General features: G+C 64.3%; 32 protein-coding genes. 15 read left to right on the top strand and 17 right to left on the bottom strand.

The window, feature by feature from the left end; genetic code table 11:
* Positions 1-46: 46 nt before the first annotated feature.
* A complete protein-coding gene (locus tag CKO27_RS05255) occupies positions 47-595 on the bottom strand; it encodes a YqaA family protein (protein WP_476718495.1) in 549 nt (182 codons plus the stop codon).
* Between the two features lie 433 nt (positions 596-1,028).
* On the opposite strand from CKO27_RS05255, the gene CKO27_RS05250 reads away from it, so the two are divergent.
* The 6 genes from CKO27_RS05250 to CKO27_RS05225 all read left to right on the top strand — a co-directional run bounded on the left by CKO27_RS05250 (position 1,029) and on the right by CKO27_RS05225 (position 8,546).
* Positions 1,029-3,008: a cytochrome C gene (locus CKO27_RS05250; protein ID WP_200373819.1), complete on the top strand. Its 1,980-nt coding sequence runs from the start codon at positions 1,029-1,031 to the stop codon at positions 3,006-3,008.
* A gap of 5 nt (positions 3,009-3,013) precedes the next feature.
* The gene (locus tag CKO27_RS05245) at positions 3,014-3,622 is read left to right on the top strand and encodes a c-type cytochrome (RefSeq protein ID WP_200373818.1); all 609 of its coding nucleotides are present in this window, start codon (positions 3,014-3,016) and stop codon (positions 3,620-3,622) included.
* A gap of 22 nt (positions 3,623-3,644) precedes the next feature.
* Entirely contained in the window at positions 3,645-4,940 is a 1,296-nt protein-coding gene (locus CKO27_RS05240) for an FCSD flavin-binding domain-containing protein (RefSeq protein ID WP_200373817.1), read from the top strand.
* A gap of 215 nt (positions 4,941-5,155) precedes the next feature.
* Positions 5,156-5,539, top strand: a complete 384-nt coding sequence (locus tag CKO27_RS05235; protein WP_200373816.1) for a hypothetical protein — start codon at positions 5,156-5,158, stop codon at positions 5,537-5,539.
* 499 nt (positions 5,540-6,038) lie between these two features.
* Positions 6,039-7,100: a phospholipase A gene (locus tag CKO27_RS05230; protein ID WP_200373815.1), complete on the top strand. Its 1,062-nt coding sequence runs from the start codon at positions 6,039-6,041 to the stop codon at positions 7,098-7,100.
* Positions 7,101-7,478: 378 nt separating this feature from the next.
* On the top strand, positions 7,479-8,546 hold the full coding sequence (locus CKO27_RS05225) for a cytochrome-c peroxidase (protein ID WP_338115895.1): 1,068 nt from the start codon (positions 7,479-7,481) through the stop codon (positions 8,544-8,546).
* A 60-nt stretch (positions 8,547-8,606) separates the two neighbouring features.
* Here CKO27_RS05225 and CKO27_RS05220 read toward each other — a convergent pair whose 3' ends face one another.
* Positions 8,607-8,813, bottom strand: a complete 207-nt coding sequence (locus CKO27_RS05220) for a hypothetical protein (protein ID WP_200373814.1) — start codon at positions 8,811-8,813, stop codon at positions 8,607-8,609.
* Between the two features lie 50 nt (positions 8,814-8,863).
* Positions 8,864-9,208 carry a PepSY domain-containing protein gene (locus CKO27_RS05215; protein WP_242470742.1) on the bottom strand — a complete coding sequence of 115 codons (345 nt, stop codon included), beginning with the start codon at positions 9,206-9,208 and terminating at the stop codon, positions 8,864-8,866.
* 291 nt (positions 9,209-9,499) lie between these two features.
* On the opposite strand from CKO27_RS05215, the gene CKO27_RS05210 reads away from it, so the two are divergent.
* Complete coding sequence (locus tag CKO27_RS05210) at positions 9,500-9,685, top strand: hypothetical protein (protein WP_200373812.1); 186 nt, start codon at positions 9,500-9,502, stop codon at positions 9,683-9,685.
* Between the two features lie 117 nt (positions 9,686-9,802).
* Positions 9,803-10,039 carry a hypothetical protein gene (locus tag CKO27_RS05205; RefSeq protein ID WP_200373811.1) on the top strand — a complete coding sequence of 79 codons (237 nt, stop codon included), beginning with the start codon at positions 9,803-9,805 and terminating at the stop codon, positions 10,037-10,039.
* A gap of 245 nt (positions 10,040-10,284) precedes the next feature.
* On the opposite strand, the gene CKO27_RS05200 is transcribed toward CKO27_RS05205, so the two are convergent.
* From CKO27_RS05200 to CKO27_RS05190, 3 genes are read right to left on the bottom strand one after another with little or no spacing between them, the layout of a single operon-like run.
* Positions 10,285-11,646, bottom strand: a complete 1,362-nt coding sequence (locus CKO27_RS05200) for a sensor histidine kinase (RefSeq protein WP_200373810.1) — start codon at positions 11,644-11,646, stop codon at positions 10,285-10,287.
* Between the two features lie 12 nt (positions 11,647-11,658).
* Entirely contained in the window at positions 11,659-12,330 is a 672-nt protein-coding gene (locus CKO27_RS05195) for a response regulator transcription factor (RefSeq protein WP_200373809.1), read from the bottom strand.
* Positions 12,330-12,683, bottom strand: coding sequence for a PepSY domain-containing protein (locus tag CKO27_RS05190; protein ID WP_200373808.1), 354 nt, complete (start codon positions 12,681-12,683; stop codon positions 12,330-12,332). The genes CKO27_RS05195 and CKO27_RS05190 overlap by 1 nt, the downstream gene beginning before the upstream one ends.
* A 174-nt stretch (positions 12,684-12,857) precedes the next feature.
* On the opposite strand from CKO27_RS05190, the gene CKO27_RS05185 reads away from it, so the two are divergent.
* Entirely contained in the window at positions 12,858-13,076 is a 219-nt protein-coding gene (locus CKO27_RS05185) for a hypothetical protein (RefSeq protein WP_200373807.1), read from the top strand.
* Between the two features lie 50 nt (positions 13,077-13,126).
* Here CKO27_RS05185 and CKO27_RS05180 read toward each other — a convergent pair whose 3' ends face one another.
* The 3 genes from CKO27_RS05180 to CKO27_RS24910 all read right to left on the bottom strand — a co-directional run bounded on the left by CKO27_RS05180 (position 13,127) and on the right by CKO27_RS24910 (position 14,631).
* Positions 13,127-13,906, bottom strand: a complete 780-nt coding sequence (locus CKO27_RS05180) for a YkgJ family cysteine cluster protein (protein ID WP_200373806.1) — start codon at positions 13,904-13,906, stop codon at positions 13,127-13,129.
* Positions 13,907-13,924: 18 nt separating this feature from the next.
* Positions 13,925-14,407: a YchJ family metal-binding protein gene (locus CKO27_RS05175; RefSeq protein ID WP_200373805.1), complete on the bottom strand. Its 483-nt coding sequence runs from the start codon at positions 14,405-14,407 to the stop codon at positions 13,925-13,927.
* 92 nt (positions 14,408-14,499) lie between these two features.
* A complete protein-coding gene (locus CKO27_RS24910; protein ID WP_276570128.1) occupies positions 14,500-14,631 on the bottom strand; it encodes a hypothetical protein in 132 nt (43 codons plus the stop codon).
* A gap of 474 nt (positions 14,632-15,105) precedes the next feature.
* Here CKO27_RS24910 and CKO27_RS05165 point away from each other — a divergent pair, with 474 nt between their 5' ends.
* The 3 genes from CKO27_RS05165 to CKO27_RS05155 are packed head-to-tail and all read left to right on the top strand — an operon-like array spanning position 15,106 to position 16,164.
* Entirely contained in the window at positions 15,106-15,432 is a 327-nt protein-coding gene (locus CKO27_RS05165; RefSeq protein ID WP_338115892.1) for a cytochrome b/b6 domain-containing protein, read from the top strand.
* The gene (locus CKO27_RS24425) at positions 15,429-15,548 is read left to right on the top strand and encodes a DUF1924 domain-containing protein (RefSeq protein WP_242470741.1); all 120 of its coding nucleotides are present in this window, start codon (positions 15,429-15,431) and stop codon (positions 15,546-15,548) included. The genes CKO27_RS05165 and CKO27_RS24425 overlap by 4 nt, the downstream gene beginning before the upstream one ends.
* 16 nt (positions 15,549-15,564) lie before the next feature.
* The gene (locus tag CKO27_RS05155) at positions 15,565-16,164 is read left to right on the top strand and encodes a cytochrome C (protein ID WP_200373803.1); all 600 of its coding nucleotides are present in this window, start codon (positions 15,565-15,567) and stop codon (positions 16,162-16,164) included.
* Between the two features lie 74 nt (positions 16,165-16,238).
* On the opposite strand, the gene CKO27_RS05150 is transcribed toward CKO27_RS05155, so the two are convergent.
* The 4 genes from CKO27_RS05150 to CKO27_RS05135 all read right to left on the bottom strand — a co-directional run bounded on the left by CKO27_RS05150 (position 16,239) and on the right by CKO27_RS05135 (position 17,957).
* The gene (locus CKO27_RS05150) at positions 16,239-16,766 is read right to left on the bottom strand and encodes a Spy/CpxP family protein refolding chaperone (protein ID WP_200373802.1); all 528 of its coding nucleotides are present in this window, start codon (positions 16,764-16,766) and stop codon (positions 16,239-16,241) included.
* 125 nt (positions 16,767-16,891) lie between these two features.
* Entirely contained in the window at positions 16,892-17,326 is a 435-nt protein-coding gene (locus CKO27_RS05145) for a BON domain-containing protein (RefSeq protein WP_242470740.1), read from the bottom strand.
* Between the two features lie 65 nt (positions 17,327-17,391).
* Entirely contained in the window at positions 17,392-17,550 is a 159-nt protein-coding gene (locus tag CKO27_RS05140) for a DUF3309 family protein (RefSeq protein ID WP_200373841.1), read from the bottom strand.
* A 230-nt stretch (positions 17,551-17,780) separates the two neighbouring features.
* Positions 17,781-17,957: a CsbD family protein gene (locus CKO27_RS05135; RefSeq protein WP_200373801.1), complete on the bottom strand. Its 177-nt coding sequence runs from the start codon at positions 17,955-17,957 to the stop codon at positions 17,781-17,783.
* A gap of 305 nt (positions 17,958-18,262) precedes the next feature.
* Here CKO27_RS05135 and CKO27_RS05130 point away from each other — a divergent pair, with 305 nt between their 5' ends.
* From CKO27_RS05130 to CKO27_RS05120, 3 genes are all read left to right on the top strand, one after another.
* On the top strand, positions 18,263-19,012 hold the full coding sequence (locus tag CKO27_RS05130; protein ID WP_200373800.1) for an MBL fold metallo-hydrolase: 750 nt from the start codon (positions 18,263-18,265) through the stop codon (positions 19,010-19,012).
* 50 nt (positions 19,013-19,062) lie between these two features.
* Positions 19,063-19,554, top strand: coding sequence for an MgtC/SapB family protein (locus tag CKO27_RS05125; protein WP_200373799.1), 492 nt, complete (start codon positions 19,063-19,065; stop codon positions 19,552-19,554).
* 71 nt (positions 19,555-19,625) lie between these two features.
* A complete protein-coding gene (locus CKO27_RS05120) occupies positions 19,626-20,138 on the top strand; it encodes a hypothetical protein (RefSeq protein WP_200373798.1) in 513 nt (170 codons plus the stop codon).
* A 55-nt stretch (positions 20,139-20,193) separates the two neighbouring features.
* Here CKO27_RS05120 and CKO27_RS05115 read toward each other — a convergent pair whose 3' ends face one another.
* The 4 genes from CKO27_RS05115 to CKO27_RS05100 form a co-directional block, all read right to left on the bottom strand.
* Positions 20,194-20,820, bottom strand: a complete 627-nt coding sequence (locus tag CKO27_RS05115) for a cytochrome b/b6 domain-containing protein (protein ID WP_200373797.1) — start codon at positions 20,818-20,820, stop codon at positions 20,194-20,196.
* Between the two features lie 159 nt (positions 20,821-20,979).
* Complete coding sequence (locus CKO27_RS05110) at positions 20,980-21,138, bottom strand: DUF3309 domain-containing protein (RefSeq protein ID WP_200373796.1); 159 nt, start codon at positions 21,136-21,138, stop codon at positions 20,980-20,982.
* A 151-nt stretch (positions 21,139-21,289) separates the two neighbouring features.
* Positions 21,290-21,553: a hypothetical protein gene (locus CKO27_RS05105; protein ID WP_200373795.1), complete on the bottom strand. Its 264-nt coding sequence runs from the start codon at positions 21,551-21,553 to the stop codon at positions 21,290-21,292.
* Positions 21,554-21,681: 128 nt separating this feature from the next.
* Positions 21,682-22,440: a hypothetical protein gene (locus CKO27_RS05100; protein ID WP_200373794.1), complete on the bottom strand. Its 759-nt coding sequence runs from the start codon at positions 22,438-22,440 to the stop codon at positions 21,682-21,684.
* Positions 22,441-22,785: the final 345 nt, after the last annotated feature.

Raw genomic sequence — 22,785 nt, 5'->3', positions numbered from 1 at the left:
TCCAGCTTAGATCGCGCACCGAGCGGACGGCCGCTGATGTCGAGCCTCAGGCCCATTCCAGGGTTAGCATGCCGAGCACCAGATAGCGTCCGCCCTTGGCCAGGATCACCAGTGCGAGAAAGCGCCAGAGGGGCTCGCGCAGGAGACCGGCGATCAGGGTGAGCGGGTCGCCGATGACCGGCACCCAGCTCAGCAGCAAGGACCAGTGTCCGGTCCGCCGATAGAAACGCTCGGCCTGAGCCAGCCGGTGTGCCGGCACGGGAAACCAGGGGCGTTCCCGCCAGCGGGCCAGGGATCGCCCGAGCCACCAATTCAGCAGGGCACCCAGCCCATTGCCGAGCGTCGCCACCAGAAGCAGCGCCCAGACCGGATAGACGCCCGAAAGCAGCAGCCCGACCAAGAGCGCCTCCGACTGCAACGGCAGCAGGGTGGCGGCGCCAAACGCGGCGAGAAAGAGTCCAAGATAACCCGACAGCTCCAGCATCAGCCGACACCCCGATCCCTGCTTGACCACCCGCTTGCTCGTCGCCACACGAAAACGAGAATAAACGTCGATTGCGCCGCCATCCGCGATCACGGCGCCAAACGGAAACATGGAACTCTGGATCCGTTGATCCAGATCAGCAAAGAGCGGTCTAGCGACCCAATGCGATTGATCATTTTCAAGGCCATCGCGCAGAATGCAGCGCCAATAAGGTACAGGATCCGTTGATGACTAGGGTTCGCTTTGGCTCGCCGCAACCGCTGTCGAGCGAACGCTTGGCGCCGCGGCCCAAGCCGTCGAGATTAGGGATCCGAGGTAAATCTTGCCCCGCCCGCCGCCATCCACGCGCGTTCTTCGCGCTCATTCCCCACGGTCGGACGCGCTGATCGGGATTCGGAACGCGGCTTGCACCTCGCGCTGTCAGCCCCAGACGCGCCGTGCCGCACACCTCGGAGAGAGTACGCCGCGACACTAGACCATCCGCATCGCTGGCTTGATCGGCAACAAGAATATACAGATGACCGAGGACACCGGAGGAGCCACGATGCCAAGACGCATCGCCATTACAGGAATCGTCAGCCTTTTGGCGGCGCTTCTCTTCACGATCACCCTTCCAGTCGCCTTTGCCGCCCCGGCGGAGCCCGACGAAGGGCTGATGATCGACCATTTCGATCCAGAAACGGGCAAGCGGGTCATTCCCAATGAGCGCTGCCTGACCTGTCATGGCGATGCGCAGCAACAGACCGATGTGCGCGATGACGGCACGCCGGTACAGATCTTCGTCCACGGCAAGGAGATCGAGGCGAGCGTTCACGGCGATCAAAGTTGCACAAGCTGCCACGTCACCATCGACCGCGTACCCCATCGCAAGGCGCCGGCGGTCATCGTCGGCTGCATCGAGTGCCACCGGGACACCTGGGAAAAGCACAAGAACGACCCGGACGACAAACATGCCCGTCTCAAGGTCGTCAATGAGCAGATCGGCAGCTACATGCTGTCGATCCACGCGCAGCCCAGCAAGCTGGATCAGTCCCGCACCAACGCCACCTGCTACGACTGCCACGAGGGCCACAATGTTGGCGAGCTTGGCAGTATCCAGCGCGCCGAGAAGCGCTTGAAGAACCCCGAGGTCTGCGGCCGATGCCATGAGAAGGAGCTCGACGAGTATCGCGGCTCGGATCATGGCAAGGCGGTGCTGGAGAAGAAGGACAGCGAGTCGGCGGTCTGCTCCGACTGCCACACCACCCACGACATTGCCTCGCCGGAGACGGACAAGGCCAAGCTCGCGATCACCAAGAACTGCGGCGACTGCCACGAAGAGGCCCAGCGCACCTACTTCAAGTCCTATCACGGCCAAGTCCACCGCCTCGGCTACACCGATGCCGCCAAGTGTCACGACTGTCATGGCGGGCATTCGGTGAAGGGCGAAGACGACCCGACCTCGGAGATCCACGCCGACAATCGTCTGGAGAACTGCCGGAACTGCCATAAGGACGCCAATGACAACTTCCTGAGCTTCTGGCCCCACGGCGACGCCCACGACCGGGAGAACTATCCGGGTCTCTGGGCCTTCAGGGTCTTCATGGAGATCCTGGTCTTCTCCGTCATGGCCTTCTTCTGGGTCCACGTGATCCTGTGGCTCTTCCGCGAAGTGATGGACCGCGTCCAGGGCAAGGGCTTCGTCGAAGACTTGAGCCAGCCCGACCTGGTCTACTTCCGCCGCTTCCCCCTGGTCTGGCGCTGGATCCACTTCCTGTTTGCCATCGCCACCATGACCCTGATTCTGACGGGTACGACCCTGCTGTTCTCGCATACCGCCTGGGCCAAGGCGGTGGTGGAATTCCTCGGCGGCATCCGGATGGAGGGCATCATCCACCGCACCGCGGCCATCATCTGGCTCGGCATCTTCTTCACTCACTTAGGCATAGCGACCAGCAACATCTGGCGCAAGCGCAAGACGTTCGAGTGGTTCGGCAGCACCTCCCTGGTCCCGAACCGCAAGGACTGGCAGGATCTGAAGAACATGTTCAAGTGGTTCCTCGGCCGCGGTCCACGCCCCAAGTTCAGCCACTGGACCTACTGGCAGAAGTTCGACTATTGGGCGCCCTTCTGGGGTGCCACGGTGATCGGCGCGTCCGGTCTCATCCTGTTCATGCCGGACAAGACCTCACTCATCTTGCCGGGCTGGACGTTCAATATCGCCAATCTGGTGCATGCCGAGGAGGCGCTGCTGGCGGCCATCTTCTTAAACTCGGTGCACTTCTTCAACGTGCACTTCCGGCCCGAGCGCTTCCCGATGAGCACGGCCATCTTCACCGGCGTGATCCCCATCGACGAGTTCAAGCACGACCACCGTCTCGAATACGAGCGGCTGGTGGCGGCGGGTGAGCTGGAGAAGCATCTGGTCCAGCGTCCGTCGCGGCGTGTCTCGCTGGCGGCCTCGTTCATCACCACCGTGCTGATCATGACCGGCCTGACCCTGCTGACGCTGGTGCTGTTCGGCCTGATTACCTTACCGAGCTGATGGGGATGGAGAACATGAAGCGCGACAAGACCGTCCACACAGGCGTTTGCCATCTCCTTCTCGCCACGTTGGCCCTGGCGCTGCCAGTGGCCGTCGCGGCGGGGCCATCCGGCCAGGCCATGTCATTCACCTGCGCCGGATGTCACGGGACCGATGGATCCAGCGTTGGGCCATCCATGCCGGCCATCGCCGGCATGGACCCCGAGGTCTTCGTGGACGCCATGCAGGCGTACCGCCAGGACGAGCGTAACGCCAGCATCATGAACCGCATCGCCAAGGGCTATACGGACGAGCAACTCAAGGAGATGGCCTGGTTCTTCGCCAGTCAGCGGCTGCGTCTGTTTCCGCAGACCTACGATGCGGCCTTGGCCGAGCAGGGTGCGCGGCTGCACGAGGAGTACTGTGAAAAATGCCACGAGAAGGGCGGCCGACCGGGCGATGCCGGCACCCTCGCCGGCCAGTGGATGCCCTATCTGCACTACAGCATGGAGGATTTCCTCAGCGGCAAACGCAAGTGGCCGCGCAAGATGAAGCGCAAGGTCGACGCCGCGATCGAGAAGGCGGGGGACACGGCCATCCCCGCCCTGGTCAACTACTACGGCAGCCATCGGTAGCGCGGCGACGGAGAAGAGCATCGTGACAAACCTGAATCGCAGAACCTTCATCCGTGCCGCCGGCGCCGCCGCCGCGCTGGGGACGCTGGGCTTCCCGTCGCTGGTATTGGGGGCGTCGCGCCGCGTGGTGGTGGTCGGCGGCGGCGTGGGCGGCTGCACTGCGGCCAAGTACCTGCGCAAACTCGACTCGAGCATCGCCGTGACCCTGATCGAGTCCAAGCCGGCCTACACCTCCTGTTTCATGAGCAACGAGGTTCTGAGCGGCGAACGGACGCTCCAGTCGCTGACCTTCGGTTACGACGGTCTGCGTCGCTATGGCATCGATGTGCTTCAAGATACGGTCGTCGGCATCGACCCGGAGAAGCGGCAGGTCCAGACCGCTGGAGGCCGCGCCTTCGACTACGACGCCTGCGTCGTCTCTCCCGGCATCGGCTTCAAGTGGGACGCCATCGAGGGCTATGACGAGGAGGTCGCGAACGAGCTGATTCCCCATGCCTGGAACGCCGGACCGCAGACCGAACTGCTGCGCAGCCAGATCGAGGCCATGCCCGAAGGTGGGCACGTGATCATCGTCGCCCCGGCCGATCCCTTCAAATGCCCACCCGGCCCCTATGAGCGCGCCTCGCAGATCGCCCATTACTGCAAGCACCACAAGCCCAAGGCCAAGATCACCATCCTCGACGCGAAGGACGCCTTCTCCAAGCAGGGGCTCTACATCGAAGGCTGGACCAAGCTCTATGGCTATGGCACCGACAACAGCATGATCCAGTGGGTCAGTGCCGCGGGCGGTGGCGCGGTCGAAGCGCTGGATCCGAGCACCCGCACCCTGACCGGATTGGTCGAGGACTTCCAGGGCGACGTGATCAACATCATCCCGCCACAGAAGGCGGGCGCCATCGCCTTTGCCGCCGATCTGGTGGACGGCGACTGGTGCCCGGTGGACAAACGCACCTTCGAATCCAGCCGTCACAAAGGCATCTATGTGCTCGGCGACGCCTCCAGCGCCGCCACCATGCCGAAATCCGCCTACGCGGCCAACTCCCAGGCCAAGGTCGCCGCCGCCGCCATCGTCGCCGGCTTCCAGGGCAAGGCATCGGATGACCCGACCTTCGTCAACACCTGCTACAGCGTCGTCGGCGAGGACTTCGGCATCTCCGTGGCCGCCGTCTACCGGCTCAATGCCGAGACCAACACCATCGAGTCGATCCCCGGCTCCGGCGGCGTCTCACCCGCGAATGCGAGTCCGGAGATCCGCAAGCGGGAGGTGAGCTACGCCCATTCCTGGTTCAAGAATGTCATCAATGACATGATGGAGTAGGAACGGGCAGGCGGAGGTCTCAAGCGGCCTGGCGTTGGGTGTCTATTGCGCGCGCGGGAGCTATCCTCCGTTCCGCGCCCGAGAGGTCTTGGAGCCGCCTGCCGCCGATGGGAGCACGCGACCAAGCTTCCCTCGACGTTTCGTCTTCCAAGGATGACGTAGACTGTTCGTCATCCTGTAGACGCCGCGCTTTATATGATGATCCGCCCAGCCTGATGAAACGATTCAAGAGTCATTGGTTTTATTGGCATACCGGGCAAACCCAGATCGCCCTGATCAGCCTGGCGGCGAGTGGGCTCTTATCGGGCCTGATGCTGACGCTGGCGGCGGGCTGGTCTCCGTGGTCCATTCTGCTGGCGGTATTCTTCGACGTGGCGGGCCTGTGCGTGGCCTTGGCGTATCTGCTCGTGCTGAGATGGTCTGTCCCAGAGATCCTGGGCCTCCAGGCACCGGCCGACGCCTTCGTCCTCGAGTTCCTGATCCTCCCGGCCAGCGTCGGTTTCGTCCTTAATCGCGGGTGCGCCTACCTGGTGGCGAAAGCCTTCGGCTATCCCTTCGAGGCCCCGATAAAACATCGGCCAGATCCGGAGTCGGGGTAGGCTCGGGATACGTGTAGATCCCAAACGTTCGAGCCCGGCTCGCCGACGCCGAGCCGGAGGCGGACGACACCCGAGCAAGGACGAAGAGGACTTTGCGCGCCGACATGCCTGCGGGGATGTCGGGCATTCGGGATCCAAACCGAACTCCTCGGGGTAGCCCCCCCCATCCATACACTGATGGCGAATTGTCCGGCCAGGTTAGCCCGCTCCTTGCGGCCGAGCGGCGAACCTGGAACAGCGGGCTGGAGCCATTGGTGTTCCCGCCAACCATTCGCCGATCCAGTCCTCCATGATCGCGGCTCGCTCCGTGCGTTAGCGAACAGACACCGACCTGATGGCGAGCGTAACTTGAACAAAATTTCATCATCCTGCTCGATTGGGATGCCTTTCGCGGATTCAGAGGCCAGCGCCTTGTGATCCTTGCCATCGTCTCACCGGCGGAGGGCGTGGTTCTTGACGCCCACCTTGGGGCTCGCTCGCCAACGGAGAACAACGACGGATGATCAATCAAGTACATCGAGAGCACTGGATCCAGTCCCCATTGATAGCCGCCACGCTCTTGATCGGTTCGAGCGTCGGTGCGCACGCGGCGCCGTCGGGTAACGCCGACTGCAAGGTCATTGAGGACGATGAGGCGCGACTCGCCTGTTACGACCGCGCGAGCGGAGTGGACGTCGCCGCGAAACCGGCGCCGGCGCGCCTATCATTGCTGCCTCGGCCGCCGGCGCCCGAGCCATCCGACCCGTCGGCGGTCGCCGCCCCCGCGTCCTTGATCGACACGGCCTGGGGCTTCGATCCCGCCTCCCCCCGTTACACGATCAATCTGTACCGCCCCAACTACCTTCAGTTCGGGCGCTATACCAACAAGGTCAACGAGCAGCCATCCTCGCCCCTGATCGATCCTTCCGAGGTTCCGCGCCAGGATCTCGATCCAACGGAGGCGCGTTTTCAGATCAGCTTCAAGGCGCGACTCTGGGCCACCGACGATCGCCGGTGGGGGATCTGGGGGGCCTACACCCAGCAGAGTCAGTGGCAGATCTATAACGGAGAACTCTCGCGTCCGTTCCGCGAAACCAATTACATGCCGGAGCTGATGGTGAGTTATCGGCCCGGTCTCTCGTTGGGCGGGTTCAATTGGAACCTGTTGAATGTCGGCCTCAATCACCAGTCCAACGGCCGTTCCGATCCCACCTCGCGAAGCTGGAATCGTCTCATCGCGGAAATCGGAATCGAGCGGGGCAACTTCGCCCTGTTGGTGCGGCCCTGGTATCGCATCGAGGAAGACGTCGACGAGGACGACAATCCGGACATCCTCGATTATTACGGCCACGGCGACATCACCGCCGTCTATAAATGGCGCGGAAACAGTTTCACGCTCATGGGGCGTGGCAATCCGCAGACCGACAAGGGCGCCGCCCAATTCACCTGGACCACCCGTCCGATCCTCGGCCCACTGCGCGGATATGTCCAAGCCTTCACCGGCTACGGAGACAGTCTGATCGACTACAACTGGAAGCAGAGTTCGATTGGCATCGGCGTCATTTTGAACGATTTGCTCTAACTTCTGCCTGTCATTCGACAGACTCGAGGATGACGACGCTCACGTCGTCGTGAAGTCCGTGTTGCCGGCGGATCCGAGGATTTTGAAACGGTCCAGATGACAGCAGCGGTTCTCGATCAAACGACCGTGCCGACCTTGATGAGGGTCAACGCGCCTGAAAGACCGCGACCGGCCTTTGACGAGGCCACCCCAAGCCAAACGGATTCCCACAACGTGCCGAACAAAGACGAGTAAGCTTCGGTCACCCATGGGGGCGGTGTGCGTGGTCGATCCCCTGTGGCTGTCGTGGCCTCGGTGGCGGTGACGGACGGCCTTCCGATACACAACGCCCGTGATCGATTACCGTGTCCGCTCATTTCGATGTAAAGGAGATCCATCGTGCGTCTGAACAATCTTGTGCTCTTGCAATGTGCCCTGCTCTCATCGGCCCCGGCGTTCGCGGCGACCTGGGAGGCGCTGCCGGAGACGCCACCGATCCCGGCCGACAATCCGCAGAACGAGGCGAAGATCCTGCTCGGCAAGACGCTCTTCTTCGATCCGCGTTTCTCCGAGCACGGCACCCTCTCGTGCAACTCCTGTCACAACGTCATGTCCGGAGGAGACGACAACCGCCCCAACTCGATCGGCATGCACGATGCGCGCGGGGGACGCAGTTCTCCCACCGTGTGGAACGCCGCCTTCTACTCGGTCCAGTTCTGGGATGGGCGTGCCGCCACGCTGGAAGACCAGGCCAAGGGTCCGGTCGTCAATCCGATCGAGATGGGGATGGGCGACCTGGAGACGGCCATGGGGCGGCTGAAGATGATCACGGGTTACCAGCCGATGTTCGCCGCCGCCTTCCCAGATGAGCAGGATCCGCTGTCGGAGGACAATGCCGCCAAAGCGGTCGCGGCCTTCGAACGCACCCTCATCACCCCCAACTCGTCGTACGACCGCTACGTGAACGGGGATACCTCGGCCCTGAACGAACAGCAGGTTCGGGGGATGAACACGTTTTCCGAGCTGGGCTGCACCTCCTGTCACTCCGGAGCCAACTTCAGCGGGCCAACCTTGCCCATGGGGACCGGCTTCTTCATGAAGTTTCCCACCTATCCCGGCAGCATCTACGACGCCAAATACGAGCTGCTGAAAGACAATGGGCGCTACGAGGTGACCAAGGCCGAGCAGGACAAGCATCTGTGGCGCGTCCCGACCCTGCGCAACATCGCCCTGACCGCCCCATACTTCAATCACGGCCGCGTCCCGACCCTGGACGAGGCGGTGCGCGTCATGGCCAAGACTCAGTTGAACCAGGACGTGACGGACGCGCAGGTGGCGGACATCGTCGCTTTCCTGAACGGATTGACCGGTGAATTTCCCGAGATGACTATGCCGCGTCTGCCGGGAACGCCGAACATGAGCGTGATCCCACCCGTCGACCCGCATCTGAAGGCGCCCCACGGCTGAGGCGGCTCCCAACGGCGCACCCTCGGTGCGCCGCCGGGCCAGGCGGTTCTCAGCCTGAATTCAATCCTCATGCCCAGCCGGTTCGGTCGGGACGACGATCCGTCGGGCGTCCGGGATCGGCTCGTAGAGTCGGTATTCCAGCCGGTTCGCGGTCTCATGCCCCCGCCACAGCGGGGCCTCGTCGGCGAAGCCGCCATGAACGGCGAGAGGCCGGCCGCCATTGACCGCCCGGACCTGGCGAGGGTGGCCGACGCGGGTTCTGGGCATCCAGCTCCCAAGTACAGGGCGGGCCAGTGAATGGGCGGCGCCGTCGCGCCTCAGTCCTTCTCCTCCGCCACCAGGACACGGCTCGTGGCGGCGTCCACCTGGACCTCCAGCAGACGGCCGTCCTCGGCCATGATCTTGAGTTCGTAGATCCACGCCTCGGCGCCATGGCGTCGCGAACGCTCGAACTCCACCTCGACCACCTCGCCCGGCACCTCGGTCGCCACCTGGGTCAGGATCTCGGTGATCGGGCGCACCTCGCCGCGACTCAAGGCCTGACGCGCGCGATCGTGGTCGTGTTCCGCGTCGTGCTGGGGGGCCGCGTTGGCCGAGGAGCCGGTCAGTAACCCCGAGAGGACAAAGGCGAGAGGCTGAAAACGGATGGGCAGGATGTTCATGCGGACGAGTATGTCCGGATCCGGGCTGACCGATCGCTGACAAGGCTCTACAGCCATTGGTCAGGGTCATCTCGGTGGTGCGCGCCACACGATCACGAAGCGTCGTGATCGCTCAAGCGATGCCCACCTTAAGTCTGCCCCGTCTGGGGCTGATGTCCTGTCTCTCGGGTTCGCCCTTGGATTGTTCACACCCGCGGCCGCTCGAAGTCCTTTTCCTGTCCTGTTTATCCCTCTGGATCGCCGACGCCCATTCCCAAGGAGCCCGACAAGACACCCGCGAAGCTGGCTTTCGTGCACCTCGGTCGAGGTCCGGTCATGCTCACGGTGCCGCTCGCCATGGCCGCGACCGTCTTCAGCCTCTTCGCGGCGCCGGTCGCCGATGACCAACTCGCCCGGCGGATCGACTCACCGGGCACGGCGAGACGGCGGCTGGCTCACAAGGCGCGGAGGTCGATCGCTGGGGCTGGGGTTAGCTGATGATTCGCTGACAAGTCAGTCTAGGGTTCGGTCAGTGGCGCTCCGTTAAGCTGTGCCCAAGGTCGCGATCAGAACGCGGCCAGGCCACTTCCCACGACGCCACTGGAGCACCGACACATGCCGACCTATGCGATTCAAGCGCGCACCATCCAGAACGTCCTCCCGGTCACGTCCAGATGGACACCCCGCGTTTTCCGCGTCCCGATTAGCGCGGCCAAGCGGGTGACGGGGCGTTGGCCCGCCCGCGCCGAAACCAGCGTAAGACAGGCGGTAGAGCCCTTCCTCTGCATCGAGGAAGCGATTCGCCGCTTCGTCGAGGAACAGCCAGCCCAACTCTATCGCGGCGGAGCCTGATCGGGTCACCTCTGCTCTTTTCCCAAATCCAGAATTCGAAACAGGTAATCTCCTATGAGATTGCGGCGGCCATCGCTAATGATCCTCAAGCTAACGCATCAATTTGGTGTGCTGACCGGGGCGGTTGACGGCCCCCTCGGGGAGGGCCGGGCAATCGCATCACATGTGTCGAATATTCGCGATCTTGGAGGCCGACATCTGGGTCGCGGTCTTCCGTTCAGGGCCAACCGAACACCCGTCCGGCTTCAGCCAACCCCCGGCAACCACAACCGCACCAGCAAACCACCCGCCGGGGCCGGAGCGAACAGCAGTTCGCCTCCGTAAGCCTCGATCACATCGCGCACGATCGCCAATCCCAACCCACTGCCCTCCTTGCGCTGGTCCAGGCGCAGACCGCGCTCTCCGAGCCGTGGCCACTGCTCGGCCGGCACCCCAGGCCCATCGTCGGCGATCTGGAGCTCGACCCGTCCGGCGCCCGGCTCGACCCGCACCTCGACCCGCCCGCGCGCCCACTTGGCGGCGTTCTCCAACAGGTTGCCGAGCAGCTCCATCAGGTCACCCGGCATGAGCGCCACGCTCACCTCTGTCGGTACCGTGACGCGCCAGTCGATCCGGGCGCCGTCCGGGGTGCGTTGCAGGGTACGCAGCAGCCCACGCAAGGCCGCCGTGACGTCAGCGCGCGCGGTGTGGGGCGCGCTTCCGGAGCGCACGCGGGCGCGCACCAGTTCGCGATCGACACGGCGGCGCATGGCCTCGGCGAGTTGCTCCAGATCCTCCGCCAGCGCCGGATGCCCCTGATGACGCAGCCGCTCGGCATCGGCGACTAGGGCGCTCAGCGGGGTTTTGAGTCCGTGGGCCAGGTCGGCGGTCCAGGCGCGGGCGCGCTCGACCGCCTGGGCGCGGGCGTCGAGCAGCGCGTTGAGCTCCTTGACCAGCGGCATGACCTCGTCGGGGTAGTCCTCGGCCAGCCGGGGCGCCTCGCCCGATCGGATGGCCCCGAGCCCGCGCCGCACCGCCTCCAGCGGCGAAAGTCCGGTCTGGATCTGGACCAGGGTCGCCAGCACCAGAACCAGCACGATCAGCCCCAGATAGGGCCGCATGTCCGCGGCGAAGGCCTCGCGCGCGGCGATCAGCTCGGCGCGGTCGCGCGCCAGGGCCAGCCGCAACTCGACCGGCGCGCCGCGCGCGGTGATCCTGACCCGCCGCTCGCGCACCAGCAGCCAGTGTCCGTCGGGGCCAGGCAGCAGGTGGGCGTGGACGCGGCCGGGGGCGAGCGGATCGTCCGGGAGGGCGAGAACCTCGTCCCACAGCGAGCGCGAGCGCAGCGCGCCGGGTCGATCGGCGCTGTCGATCTGCCAGTAGAGCCCACTGAGCGGTCGGCTGAAGTCGGGGTCGAGCGGTTCGCGCGCGAGGCTGATGGCCCCGTCGGGGGCGACCTCGATGGCGGCGGCGAGCTGGTTGAGCAGGGACTCCAGTTCCTCGCCGATCCGCCGCTCGACATGGCGCTCGAAGAGGGCGACCAGGCCCAGTCCGGCGACCAGCATGGCCACGCCGATGGAGGCCGCCGCGCCAACCCACAGCCGCACCCGCAGTGAGCGGCGCGTCATGGCGCGGAGCACCTAGGACTCGGGGTCATCGGATTCGATCAGATAGCCGAAACCGCGCCGGGTCTGGATCAGGTCCGTCCCCAGTTTGCGACGCACCCGCCCGACCAGGACCTCCACCGAATTAGAGTCGCGCTCGAAGTCCTGGGCATAGAGTTGCTCGGTCAGCTCAAGCTGGGAGATGACTCGTCCGGCATGCTGCATCAAATAACTGACCAGTCGGTACTCTTGGGGCGAGAAATGGATCGGCGTGCCATCCAGGTTGACCGCCATGCGTCGGGTATCGAGCATGAGCCCGCCGATCGTGATGACGGCCGTGGCCTGACCGGCGGCGCGACGGGTCAGCGCCCGCAGGCGCGCGAGCAGCTCCTCCATGCGGAAGGGCTTGGGCAGATAATCGTCGGCACCGGCATCGATGCCCTCGACCCGCTCGGTCCAGTCCCCGCGCGCGGTCAGGATGAGCACCGGCAGACGCTGACCGGCGGCACGCCACTTGCGCAGCACCGAGAGTCCGTCCATGCCCGGCAGTCCCAGATCGAGGACGGCGGCGGCATAGCTCTCGGTGTCGCCACGGAACCAGGCCTCCTCGCCGTCGCCCACGCGATCGACCACGAAGCCGGCCGCCGAGACGGCGGCGGTGACCGCCTCGGCCACCCGGTCGTCGTCTTCCACCAGCAGGATGCGCATCAGTCGTCCTCCTTCAAGAGGCGTCCCTGCGTGGCGTCCACCTCGACCTCAAGGAGGCGACCATCCGGGGCGAGGATCTCAAGCTCGTAGATCCAGATCGGCTTGTCCGGACCCTCGTCGCGCTCCAGTTCCACCTCGATGACCTCCCCAGGCACCTGGACCGCGACCCGTCGCAGGATCTCCGCGATGGGCAGAATCTCTCCACTGGCGCGGGCCTGGCGCGCGCGGTCGTGGTCGTGCTCGGCGCGCCAGTGACCGAAGCCGCCGTCCGCGCCGGCCAGGCTGGGCGCTAGAGCCAGGGTCCAAGCCAGTATGCCGGTCCGCGACAGATCGATCAGGTTACCTATTGTCATGGGCCTATTCTGCCTGATCCCCGGCTGACCAAACGCTGACAAACTCCGCCAGCCTTCGGTCAGCGACCGGTCGTTAGACTCTCTCCAGCGCGCGGGCAAACGGCGAGCATAAGCACTCCCCGATGTCGCCACGGTCACCCATCCGACCACGCCGAGGAGTGCGGCTCCTGCCACATGGCCTATCAGCCGGGGCGGCTGCCGGCGCTGGCCTGGGCGCGGATCATGGACCCCGCCGCGCTCGCCGATCACTACGGCGACGAGGCATCGCTGCCGGCCGAAACCCTCATCACGATCACGACCTATCTGACCGCCAGGGCCGCCGAGCAGGCGGATGGGCAACGCGCGCAGTTCTTCGCGGTCGGCATACCGGGTGCGGGCCGCTGGGAGGACTGATCCCAGCCGAGCGAGGACGACGGCGGCCGTTCGGATCCGACCGAGTCACATCAAACCTGTCGCGCGAACCACGCCAGATCCGCCGCCGATTGCCGATAGAAGGCGCCATACTCCGCCCACTTGGGCGTGCCCGTCGTCCGTGCCTCGAAATCGATGAGAACGGGGTGTTGTTGCTTGGCGAAGCCGATCGCGTCGTCCTGTCGGCCATGGCGCAAGAATGACGCGAACCCGGTGACGAAGGCCCCCTTGGCGGGGCTGCGCGTCGCCGCGAGCACCTGCGCCATCACGGCGGGATAGAGTTTGAGCAGGGTCTCCGCGTAGGCGCGCAGCACGGGGGCCTGCGCGAGCAAGGCGGCACGCTCGCCATCGAAGTCGGCACGATCGACGATGCGCCGCTGCCGATAGACCACGGGCGCCTGCTCCGAAACGTCGCAGGCCCATCCCTTGCGCGGCACGAGCATGTCCGCCTGATCCTCTTCCCGCCGGTAGGGATAAAAAGGCATGGTGCGACACCGCAGCGGCTTATCCGCCTGAATGGCGCACAAGCCCTCCTCCGACAATGCCGGACAGGGGAAGGACGGCGGCAGATAGGCGGTCGGCGCGATCAAGACCGCGACCTGCTGGCGGTTGGGCAGATGAATGGTCGTTCCAAATGGCGCCGTCAAGTCGAACGCACGGCTGCTGCGAGGGACCGGCGTCCACACCATCGCCAGGGGAAAGCGCCCGGCCTGCGCGAATGCCTCTTCAAGCGTCAGCGGCAGCCATCCGAAACAGCACTTGCCACAGGCGGTGCAGGCGAAGCGCGGCTCCGTCGCACTCTTGTTCGCCACGCGTCCCTCCCCCACCGATCAGGCCCCGCAGCACTTCTTGTATTTCTTGCCGGACCCGCAGGCGCAAAGGTCGTTTCTGCCGACCTTGGAGACCCGCGCGGGTGGCACTTTCGGATTGATCTCGCTGCCTTGATAGAGCCAGATCCCGCCGTCGCGGCGAAATTCCGACAGCTCATGCTGCGCCAGGGTCTTGCCCTGCTGACGGGTGCGAAACACGAATTCCACCTGGCCGGTCTGATCCTCGACCGTGCCGCCGACGACCCGGCGCACCTCCAATCCCAGCCAGGTCGTCTCATCAACGACGCGCTCGGCATCGAGCCGGTTGAAGGCTTGCCGCGCCTCGGGCGTGGCCGTGCGCTCCAGGTGGTCCAGATTCCCGACCACATAGGCCGCGTAGCGCGAGCGCATCAAGGCTTCCGCCGTGGGCGCCGGCTGACCGGCCAGGATTGGCCCGCAACAGGCATCGAATTCGCGGCCAGAACCGCAGACACAATCAGACATTGGTGATTTCCATACTTGACCAGGATGGGGCGAATCCTATCACCGCCCCACTCCATCCCGAGAGTGAACCTGTGTCGAGCCGTCGCCGCCTGTCACAGACCCCCGCGATAGAGCTGCGCTGGCTGCGCCTCGACGTAACGGCGAATCGCGTCCTCGATCGAGAGGACCGGCTCGACCGCCCTCCGCTCCACGACCACAGTGCGGTCGCTTTTCGGGATGTTCATCCGCCGCACCTGGCCAGACCAGGCCCTGCCGAGGATTGGCCGCGCCCGGCTATTGGAAGGGAGACGGCGTGGATCACGGACCTGCATGGCCTGGCTGTTCATCACTGGATGCTCCTGTCGCTGCGGCAAGTAAGGGTCTTCGCCGCCAAGCATCGCGGCATGGGGAGAGCTTAAGGCGCGGCGGCTGACAGAGCCCTGGACGGGTTTGTCAGCAAACGCTCAGCCTCCGCGCCCTGGGACACCACGCGGCCGGCGCCTCGACCCGGCCCAGCGGGAAAGCCTGGGGTGATGTCCAGCAGCGAGGCTTCCCTTCCGGCACCCCTTGAGCGGGAGGGCCGTCCCGAGCGGGGCCAGGATCAGGGGCGACCAACGCCAGGCGGACCGACCGGACCGGCACCAAGCTGACAAATCGCTGACATCCCCGGGCAGGGTTCCGTCAGGGGCGCGCCGCTAATCTCACTCGCCAAGGTGGCCGTGACCCTGCGCGCCCCGCGCTATCTGGGCCACAACCCGGCGGGCGGCGCCATGGTGATCGCCGTCTTGCTGTCGGTCACGACGACCGGCGTCAGCGGGCTGATGCTCTACGGCGCGCAGGAGTTCGCCGGACCTCTCGCCGACCTGGCCACACAGGTGTCCGACGCCACGGCGCACCGGCTTGAGGATGTGCATAGCTTTTTCGCCAACCTCACGCTCGCGCTGGTGATGGCTCACCTGGCCGGCGTGCTCTTTTCCAGCCTATCGCATCGGGAAAACCTGATCGGGGCCATGACCACCGGAAACAAACGGAGAGAAGACTTATGAAACAACGTCAGGCGAAGATCGAGAAATGGCTGCTGCGCAACTGCGGCTGGACCCTCGGGCGCGAATGCACCGCGACCGAAAAGGCCGATTTTCTTGCCTACATCAAGACGCAGTAATCCGGAGACCTGATCGATGAAGCCTTCCAAACCCATTCTTATCCTGCTGGCCATCGGCCTGCTCTCGCTGGGCACCGTCGGCCTGGCTTTCGGCGATGACGACGATGATGACGATGAAGGCCGCGAGGGCGGTCGCGAGGAAAGCGGCTGGATGGAGTCCCGCGCTCCGCTCGCATCCGTCGTCAATGCCACCTACAACACGGAGTGCGGCGCCTGTCACATGGCTTACCAACCGGGGCTGCTGCCACCGCGCGCCTGGGCGGAGATCATGACGCCCGCCGCGCTCGCGAATCACTATGGCGACGACGCCTCCCTGACGGACGACCTGCGTACCGAGATCATCACCTTCCTCGGCGCCAACTCCGCCGATCTGGCCCTGCAGGGCAATCCTCAGCGCGGAGACTCCAGCGGCGCGAACACTGGCGGCGCACGGCCGCGCATCACGGAAACCACCAACTTCAAGCGCGAACATGACAAGATTCCGGCGCGTCTGGTGAAGGACAACCCCGAGGTCGGCAGCCTCAGCCAGTGTAATGCCTGTCACCGCGGGGCCACGGATGGCGACTACAGCGAGCGGCGGATCGACATCCCCGGCCATGGCCCCTGGAAGGATTGAGCCAGGCTAGGCGGTCCACCCCGCGGCCGACGCGGAACGCCCGGAAAGCGACGAAACCGCGTCGGCCGCGACCTTTAGCGGTCGCCGCCGGAACGCTTCCGGTCATTGATGTGCGCGCGCTGTTCATCGGTCAAAACCGCCGCGATGCGCTCGCGCAGCTGCGTCCGGGTCAGTTCCGGATTCGCCTGCTGTTCGTCGAACAGGGCCTTGATCTGGGTGACCTGGTCGTCGGTGAGATCGAGTCGGTCGGTCATCCGGTCCAGATCGCGTTCCATGCGCGTCTGTATCATGTCCTCGCGTTTGGCCCGTTGCGCGTCAGTCAGTACGGCACTGACCTGTTTGCGGGTCTCGATGCGCTGCAAATCGCGTTGGGCTTGTTCGGCCGCCATGATCTTGCGAATCTCCGTTTGCTGCGCCTCGGTCAGATCGAGATCCTTGGCCATCCGCTGGCTGTATGTCTCGGCGCGCTGACCGGGATCCGGACGCCAGCCCTCGTCGGATCGGGCGGACGCCGTGTCGGCTCCCACGAGCGATGCGCCGAGGAGCAGGCCGGTTGCGGCGGTGATGCCCATAAGTCCGGTACGAATGCGATGCTGATTCATGATGAAACTTCCTTGATGGTGTCTGGGATGGTGGCTCGGTTGACATCCGGGCCGATGGGCGTCCCTGCCCGGTCGAGACGCTCTCCGCGTTCCCGCGGAGATTCCGGTAGAGCGCGCTGAGGTCGCTAATCCGCTAACTTGAGGATCAGGTTGTTCTCGACCGAGGTCACGTTCTGGGTGCCGCGGGCCAAGTCCACCGCGCGATCGATCATCAGCTGAGAATCCAGGGTGCCACTCAACGTCACGACACCCTTGGTGGTGGTGACGTGAATCTGAAAGACTTTCAGTGACGAGTCGCGCAGGATGTCCGCCTTGATCTTAGCGGTGATCCCCGCGTCGTCCATGTAATTCCCCGTGCTTTCGGCCTTCTCGCTCAGCGACTCCTTCGCCGCGTCCATCCTGTCGCCGGCTTTTTCAGCCGTTTGATCCATTTTTTTCCCGGCTTCTTCAGCCGTTCCTTCTTGCTGACAGCCGACGAGCCCGACGGCGGCCGACAGGAAGGCAATCAGGAACAGACTCTTCGACGAACTCAATGGCATAGGAGCTGTTTTCATTTTCATGGGCGACTCTTCGTGTTGAATAGTGAAAAGATTTGGCCACGGACCGCCAAATGCGTCATTTGCGCTTACAATCGACCAAGCAGTAAAAGGACTAACACGATGATCAGGATCGTCCCGATCACGCCGCTCGGCGCATACCCCCAACTCCGACTATGCGACCAGGTGGGAATCACGCCCAACAGCAGCAGGATGAGAACGACGAGTAGCACGGTGCCCAGTGAAATAGTCATGACGGCACTCCCGTTGAAGTCATTCAAGCGTTCGATCAAAGGCCATTCCAAGAGGACATAGTCCGAACCCTTGGAATCGCCAACCCGCGCCCGAGGTGAGGGACCATTGCCTCAACGCATCAAGATGACCCCGGCGCTCTCCATCGGTGGGCCTGGGCAAGAACCCGCCACGCGGCGAGCCAGCCTGCCCAAGACCTGTCAACGCGGATCCGCGAATCGATGGATCAGCTTCCGTCCTTGACATCTTCCTTAAGATCGCCAACGCCCGCCTGAACCTTACCGGCGTTCTTTTGGATCTTGCCTTTGATCTCCAGCGATTCATTGCCGACCGCATTGCCGACGACTTCCTTTACCTTGCCTTTCGCTTCTTCGTAGCGGCCTTTGACTTGTTCTTTGTTCATTGAGATGCTCCTGATCGGTGAATTGGGTGTGACCTGAGCGTGGAATGATGTTTCCCATCGCCCAAGCCACAGATTACGCCTCGCGATCGAGCGCGCTCGGTGCGGCATCGCACATAAGCCGATTCATTTTTCTTTGTGCGATACCGTACGGAAAACCCCGGATGTTTTCTTTAATCTGCGCTGAAAGCGTAAAGCCGAGGCATGGACCTGAGGGCTGCCTGTCCGCGTGAGCGGCTGACAACGGATGACTGAGTGAGTCCCGATCTCGCCGGCGGCCAGGACAACGACACTCACTGGAGCCTGACATGCTGTTCAAACAACTGTTCGAGCCGATTTCCAGCACCTACACCTATCTGCTCGGCTGCGAGGAGACCGGTCAGGCGATCCTGATCGATCCGGTGCTGCCCACCTGGCAACGCGACCTCACGGCCATCGCCGAGCTTGGGCTGAAGCTGGTCTGCACGCTCGACACCCACATCCACGCCGATCACATCACGGCGGCGCTGACGCTCAAGCGCGAGTCCGGGAGCCGGATCGCGCATCCCGCCATCGACGCCCTGCCCTGCACCGACGAGCCAGTACGGGAGGGCGCACCGTTAATGGTCGGCGGCATCCGGATCGACCCGCTCTTTACCCCCGGACACACCGACGGCCATCATGCCTATCGCGTCGGCGACCGCGTCTTGACCGGCGATGCGCTCCTGATCGACGGCTGTGGCCGCACCGATTTCCAGAATGGCGATGCGCCCGCGCTCTATCAAAGCGTGCGCGAAACCTTGTTCTCGCTGCCCGATGAGACGCTCGTGTATCCGGCCCATGACTACGAGGGGCGACGGGTGTCGAGCATCGGGCAGGAGAAGATGCGCAACCCGCGCCTCGGTGGCGACCGCTCGCTCGCGGACTTCGTCGTGCTCATGAGCGCGCTGGATCTGGCCTATCCGACCTTCATCGACCATGCGGTGCCGGGCAACCGGGAATGCGGCGTCTGTCCCGCCGACGTGCCGGAGGATCTCCAGCGCTATTGCGAGCGGATGGGTGAGAGTCGCCAGGGTTGAAGCGCGTGTGGTTGAGTCGCGCGTCTTGGCGAAGCGGATGAGGAGGGTTCATGGGCGACTGGTGGCAGGCGGTGATCGATACCCTGGTGGCGGATTTCTCCGATCTTCCGAACGCCGCCGAGGCGGCCCGAATCAGCGTGCGGCTCCTGATCGCGGCGCTGCTCGGGGGGCTGCTCGGCTACGAACGGGAGCAGCAGGGCAAGTCGGCGGGGGTGCGCACGCACATGCTGGTCGCCATCGGCGCGGCCCTGTTCGTGCTCATTCCGCACCAGGCCGGGGTCTCGGAAGTAGAGCTGAGCCGCGTGATCCAGGGTGTGATCGCAGGAGTTGGCTTTCTGGGGGCGGGAACGATCATCAAGGGCGGCGATGAGGAGCATGTGCGTGGTTTGACCACGGCCGCCGGCATCTGGCTGACCGCCGCGATCGGCGTCGCCGCTGGGCTGGGACGCGAGTCATCGGCCATCCTCTGTACCCTGCTCGCCTTGCTGATTCTCTCGCTGGTGCCCAGGGTCGAGCGGTGGCTGGGCCGGCGTCGGGGTTAGCCTCGGCACGAGCCCGGCCGGAAACGATTGGATTCCTCGCCGCGAGGCGAATCACCGAGGACGCGGATGTGATGAAATTCTGGCACAAGATCTTCCCGCTCGGGCATTTCATCATCAGCCTGCTGTTCGTCATCTGTGCCTTCATCCTCATCGTCCTCGCGACCCTGCAACTCTGGCACAGCCTGCAGTTGGATCGAGACCTGTCGCTCATCCAGCGCCTGAATGAGGTACTGGAGAGCATTGCCTTTCTGACCGTCGCCGTGGCCGCCCTGGAATTGGGGCAAACCCTCCTGGAGGAAGAAGTCCAGCGCGAAGCCCATATGAGCGCCCCGACGCGCGTGCGGCGGTTCCTGTCCCGCTTCATGGTCGTGCTGGTCGTGTCGCTCTCGATCGAAACCCTGGTGCTCGTGTTCCGGGTGGGACATGACGCGCCGGAGCAGTTGCCCTACGCAGCCGCCGTGGGGCTCGTCGCGGGGGTTCTGCTGGCGGCCTGGGGTGTGTTCATTCGCTTCAATTGCCGTGCTGAGGAATTGGAGCCGGAAGCGATGGCCCAGGCCAAGCGGGAGGATGAGAAGCTCGAATAAGCCGCTCGCCGGCCTGGTCCACCCGGCACGCGAAAATCCTGCCGCCGTATTCCATTTAATCGGCTTTTCGTTTGAATCCGGTGATCATGCCGCCAATCAGGTTCTCTTGATGCGACAGGCTGGACAACAACACACCAGCCACATGCACGGCAATCAGGACGAGGGTAAGGTTCGCGAAAAATTCGTGACCGTGCTTCAGTGCGTCCCCCCATGACGCCGACAGCCCGCTCATCATGGATGCCCAAGGCCCCGCGGATTCCTGTGCGCCATAGAGCGCCAGGCCGCTCAATCCGGTGGCCGTCACCGCCAACAGTAGGATGACGACCATGGCGCCCGCGGCCGGGTTGTGACCCAGGTAACGCTGGGCGCGGAAGTGCAAGGCATCCTTCAGATAGGCCAGGACTTGGTGTGGTCCGCGCACGAAGTCGGTAAACCGCGCATGCCGGGTGCCGATGACACCCCAGACCAGACGCACGGCGATCAGGGCCAGAACCAGATAACCGGCCCAGACGTGGAGGCCGAGGAATGCGTCATCGACCAGGTAGGCGGTCGCAAATCCGGCGACGAGTGCCCAATGGAAATAGCGCACCAGTGGATCCCAGACGCGCACGCGCTCGGCCGTCTCCGGCGCGAGCGTGTCGAAGGGTGCGATCCCGGCCGGGGCTAAGGCGTGTTTCGTCATCGGCTTGTTCCTCGATAGAGAATGGGGCTCGTCGTCAGGATGGACGCCGAGCCGGGACAATCGAATGAATCGAACGCCTCTCCGGGTTCGGAATGGGAATTCGAATCCTGGGTGCCAGCATAAGCGCCAGACGGAAGACCGCCTGGGAGCGAAAACCGGTCACAGCCGTCCGAGCAACAGCAGCACAAAGAGGATGAGCACCACCAGCCCGATACCACCACTGGGGTAGTAGCCCCAGTTCTTGCTGTGCGGCCAAGCCGGAATGGCGCCGATCAGCATCAGGATCAGCACGATAAACAGAATGCTACTTAGGCTCATGGTCTTCTCCTCAAGGTGGCGGGTGAGTCCGTGACGGCTTGGTTTGGCGGACTCGGTACTTAAACAGCCTAAACAGTTCACCGAGGCAGGTCGGTACGCTGGCGAACACAGCGGCAAGATTTTGACCGCCGGGATCAGGTCGGTGCGCGGCCTACTCCCGCGTCTCATCTTCCTGCTTGGCCAGCGCCATCGCTTCCGGCTCCAATTCCTCCGCACGGCAATTGAAGTGAATCAATATGCCCAACGCCGCCACTAGGACCGCTGCGACGAGGCCCACGGCGGCCTCATAGGGCCAGTGTTCCGGCGCGTCATGTCCCACGCGGAACACGAGCACCGGCGTTTCGATCGAGCGCGGCAGCACCGGCACGAACATGAAGCGGTTCAGGAACCGCCGCACGCGCGCCGGAGCGCTCATGTGCGCCTCGCGCTGGACTTATTTCACGAACAACGCAATCAAAATGATGATCGGAATCGGAATGCCGAGAAAGAACAGCAGAAGTGAACGCATGGTTGTCTCCACAAGTGGAATGGCTGGAGCCGTGGTCAGAGGTCGCGCTGTCGACCGCCGAAAATCGCCGTCAAGCTGGCGATGAAGGCGCCGCTGAGCAGCGCGATGAAGAGCCACAGAGACGCGGAAGCGGACGCCTTGCGCGCGCGGTCGGCGGCGTCCCTGGTGGCCGCCGTGGCATCGGCCAACGGGGCGCCAGGTACAGCGGCGACGGACCCCGTCGCATTCGGATCCGCTCCGAAGAGTGAATCGACGCCGTAGCCCATCGCTCCAGCATCGCGGCCGAAGGTCGCCCGCTCGGACCCGATCGCCGCCGTGGCGACGACGCCCCCAGCCTGATGGCCATTACCGATGATCGACCCGATCACGGACGTCAGCAGCGCGGCGGTCGCCAGCGACGCGACGGCCCAGGCCAGGAAGCCGTGCGCGGTGTCACGGAAATAGACCTCGTCCGCCCGCGCCCCCACCCATCGCGTTCTCAGCCGGCCCGTGAGGTAGCCACCCATGGCGGACGCCACCAGTTGCGTGAAGGTCACCCACAGGATGGTCGAGACACCAAAGGTCGTCGCACTGATCCCGGTGCGTACCCAGGGCGACACGGCGGACAGACCCAAACCAGTTCCCAGGATCAACAGAATCAGGGACAGGGCCGCCATCGCCGTGGCGCCCGCCACGATGGCGCCCCACGACACGGCACTGGCGTGAGCTTGCCGGTGTTCGTGGGAGACGTCGGGCAAGGTGCGTCCACACCCGAATTCGTCAGCGTCAGTGGCCGTGACCGGAAGAAGGTCCATGAGGAGTCTCCAGCGGATTGAGTTCAAGGAACGATGGCACGAGGCGGTGCCGTGCATCGGTACGCCATCGCACGGAAGCGGTAAGAAATTCCCGCAGCCGTCAGCGCGCGGCATCGGTTGCCACCGGTCGTCTTCCTCGGGACGAAGATGCGCCCGGTCTCGCACGGCGGTGGAGACCGCGCCTCTTGCCCTGGACGCGGTTTATGTGCGTTGCCGTACCGAGCGCATTCAGCGCTGGTGTTAGCGTTGCGATCCAGCGATGGGAAACCTTAGGCCACGAGCCTGACCGTCTCGAGGCGACCCGTTAAGGGGCCAAGCCTTAGGCAGTCCATCTGGTGTCCAGGG

This window comes from Thiocystis violacea, from assembly GCF_016583575.1.
Taxonomy (GTDB): domain Bacteria; phylum Pseudomonadota; class Gammaproteobacteria; order Chromatiales; family Chromatiaceae; genus Thiocystis; species Thiocystis violacea.
This window is presented reverse-complemented; position numbering and strand designations above follow the sequence as displayed.

Bases quoted from the DNA above. Each gene is read 5' to 3' on its own strand.
- CKO27_RS05255 (WP_476718495.1), bottom strand. From the start codon at position 595: ATGTTTCCGTTTGGCGCCGTGATCGCGGATGGCGGCGCAATCGACGTT.
- CKO27_RS05250 (WP_200373819.1), top strand. From the start codon at position 1,029: ATGCCAAGACGCATCGCCATTACAGGAATCGTCAGCCTTTTGGCGGCG.
- CKO27_RS05245 (WP_200373818.1), top strand. From the start codon at position 3,014: ATGGAGAACATGAAGCGCGACAAGACCGTCCACACAGGCGTTTGCCAT.
- CKO27_RS05235 (WP_200373816.1), top strand. From the start codon at position 5,156: ATGAAACGATTCAAGAGTCATTGGTTTTATTGGCATACCGGGCAAACC.
- CKO27_RS05230 (WP_200373815.1), top strand. From the start codon at position 6,039: ATGATCAATCAAGTACATCGAGAGCACTGGATCCAGTCCCCATTGATA.
- CKO27_RS05220 (WP_200373814.1), bottom strand. From the start codon at position 8,813: ATGCCCAGAACCCGCGTCGGCCACCCTCGCCAGGTCCGGGCGGTCAAT.
- CKO27_RS05215 (WP_242470742.1), bottom strand. From the start codon at position 9,208: ATGAACATCCTGCCCATCCGTTTTCAGCCTCTCGCCTTTGTCCTCTCG.
- CKO27_RS05205 (WP_200373811.1), top strand. From the start codon at position 9,803: ATGCCGACCTATGCGATTCAAGCGCGCACCATCCAGAACGTCCTCCCG.
- CKO27_RS05200 (WP_200373810.1), bottom strand. From the start codon at position 11,646: ATGACGCGCCGCTCACTGCGGGTGCGGCTGTGGGTTGGCGCGGCGGCC.
- CKO27_RS05195 (WP_200373809.1), bottom strand. From the start codon at position 12,330: ATGCGCATCCTGCTGGTGGAAGACGACGACCGGGTGGCCGAGGCGGTC.
- CKO27_RS05190 (WP_200373808.1), bottom strand. From the start codon at position 12,683: ATGACAATAGGTAACCTGATCGATCTGTCGCGGACCGGCATACTGGCT.
- CKO27_RS05185 (WP_200373807.1), top strand. From the start codon at position 12,858: ATGGCCTATCAGCCGGGGCGGCTGCCGGCGCTGGCCTGGGCGCGGATC.
- CKO27_RS05175 (WP_200373805.1), bottom strand. From the start codon at position 14,407: ATGTCTGATTGTGTCTGCGGTTCTGGCCGCGAATTCGATGCCTGTTGC.
- CKO27_RS24910 (WP_276570128.1), bottom strand. From the start codon at position 14,631: ATGAACATCCCGAAAAGCGACCGCACTGTGGTCGTGGAGCGGAGGGCG.
- CKO27_RS24425 (WP_242470741.1), top strand. From the start codon at position 15,429: ATGAAACAACGTCAGGCGAAGATCGAGAAATGGCTGCTGCGCAACTGC.
- CKO27_RS05155 (WP_200373803.1), top strand. From the start codon at position 15,565: ATGAAGCCTTCCAAACCCATTCTTATCCTGCTGGCCATCGGCCTGCTC.
- CKO27_RS05150 (WP_200373802.1), bottom strand. From the start codon at position 16,766: ATGAATCAGCATCGCATTCGTACCGGACTTATGGGCATCACCGCCGCA.
- CKO27_RS05145 (WP_242470740.1), bottom strand. From the start codon at position 17,326: ATGAAAATGAAAACAGCTCCTATGCCATTGAGTTCGTCGAAGAGTCTG.
- CKO27_RS05135 (WP_200373801.1), bottom strand. From the start codon at position 17,957: ATGAACAAAGAACAAGTCAAAGGCCGCTACGAAGAAGCGAAAGGCAAG.
- CKO27_RS05130 (WP_200373800.1), top strand. From the start codon at position 18,263: ATGCTGTTCAAACAACTGTTCGAGCCGATTTCCAGCACCTACACCTAT.
- CKO27_RS05125 (WP_200373799.1), top strand. From the start codon at position 19,063: ATGGGCGACTGGTGGCAGGCGGTGATCGATACCCTGGTGGCGGATTTC.
- CKO27_RS05120 (WP_200373798.1), top strand. From the start codon at position 19,626: ATGAAATTCTGGCACAAGATCTTCCCGCTCGGGCATTTCATCATCAGC.
- CKO27_RS05115 (WP_200373797.1), bottom strand. From the start codon at position 20,820: ATGACGAAACACGCCTTAGCCCCGGCCGGGATCGCACCCTTCGACACG.
- CKO27_RS05110 (WP_200373796.1), bottom strand. From the start codon at position 21,138: ATGAGCCTAAGTAGCATTCTGTTTATCGTGCTGATCCTGATGCTGATC.
- CKO27_RS05105 (WP_200373795.1), bottom strand. From the start codon at position 21,553: ATGAGCGCTCCGGCGCGCGTGCGGCGGTTCCTGAACCGCTTCATGTTC.
- CKO27_RS05100 (WP_200373794.1), bottom strand. From the start codon at position 22,440: ATGGACCTTCTTCCGGTCACGGCCACTGACGCTGACGAATTCGGGTGT.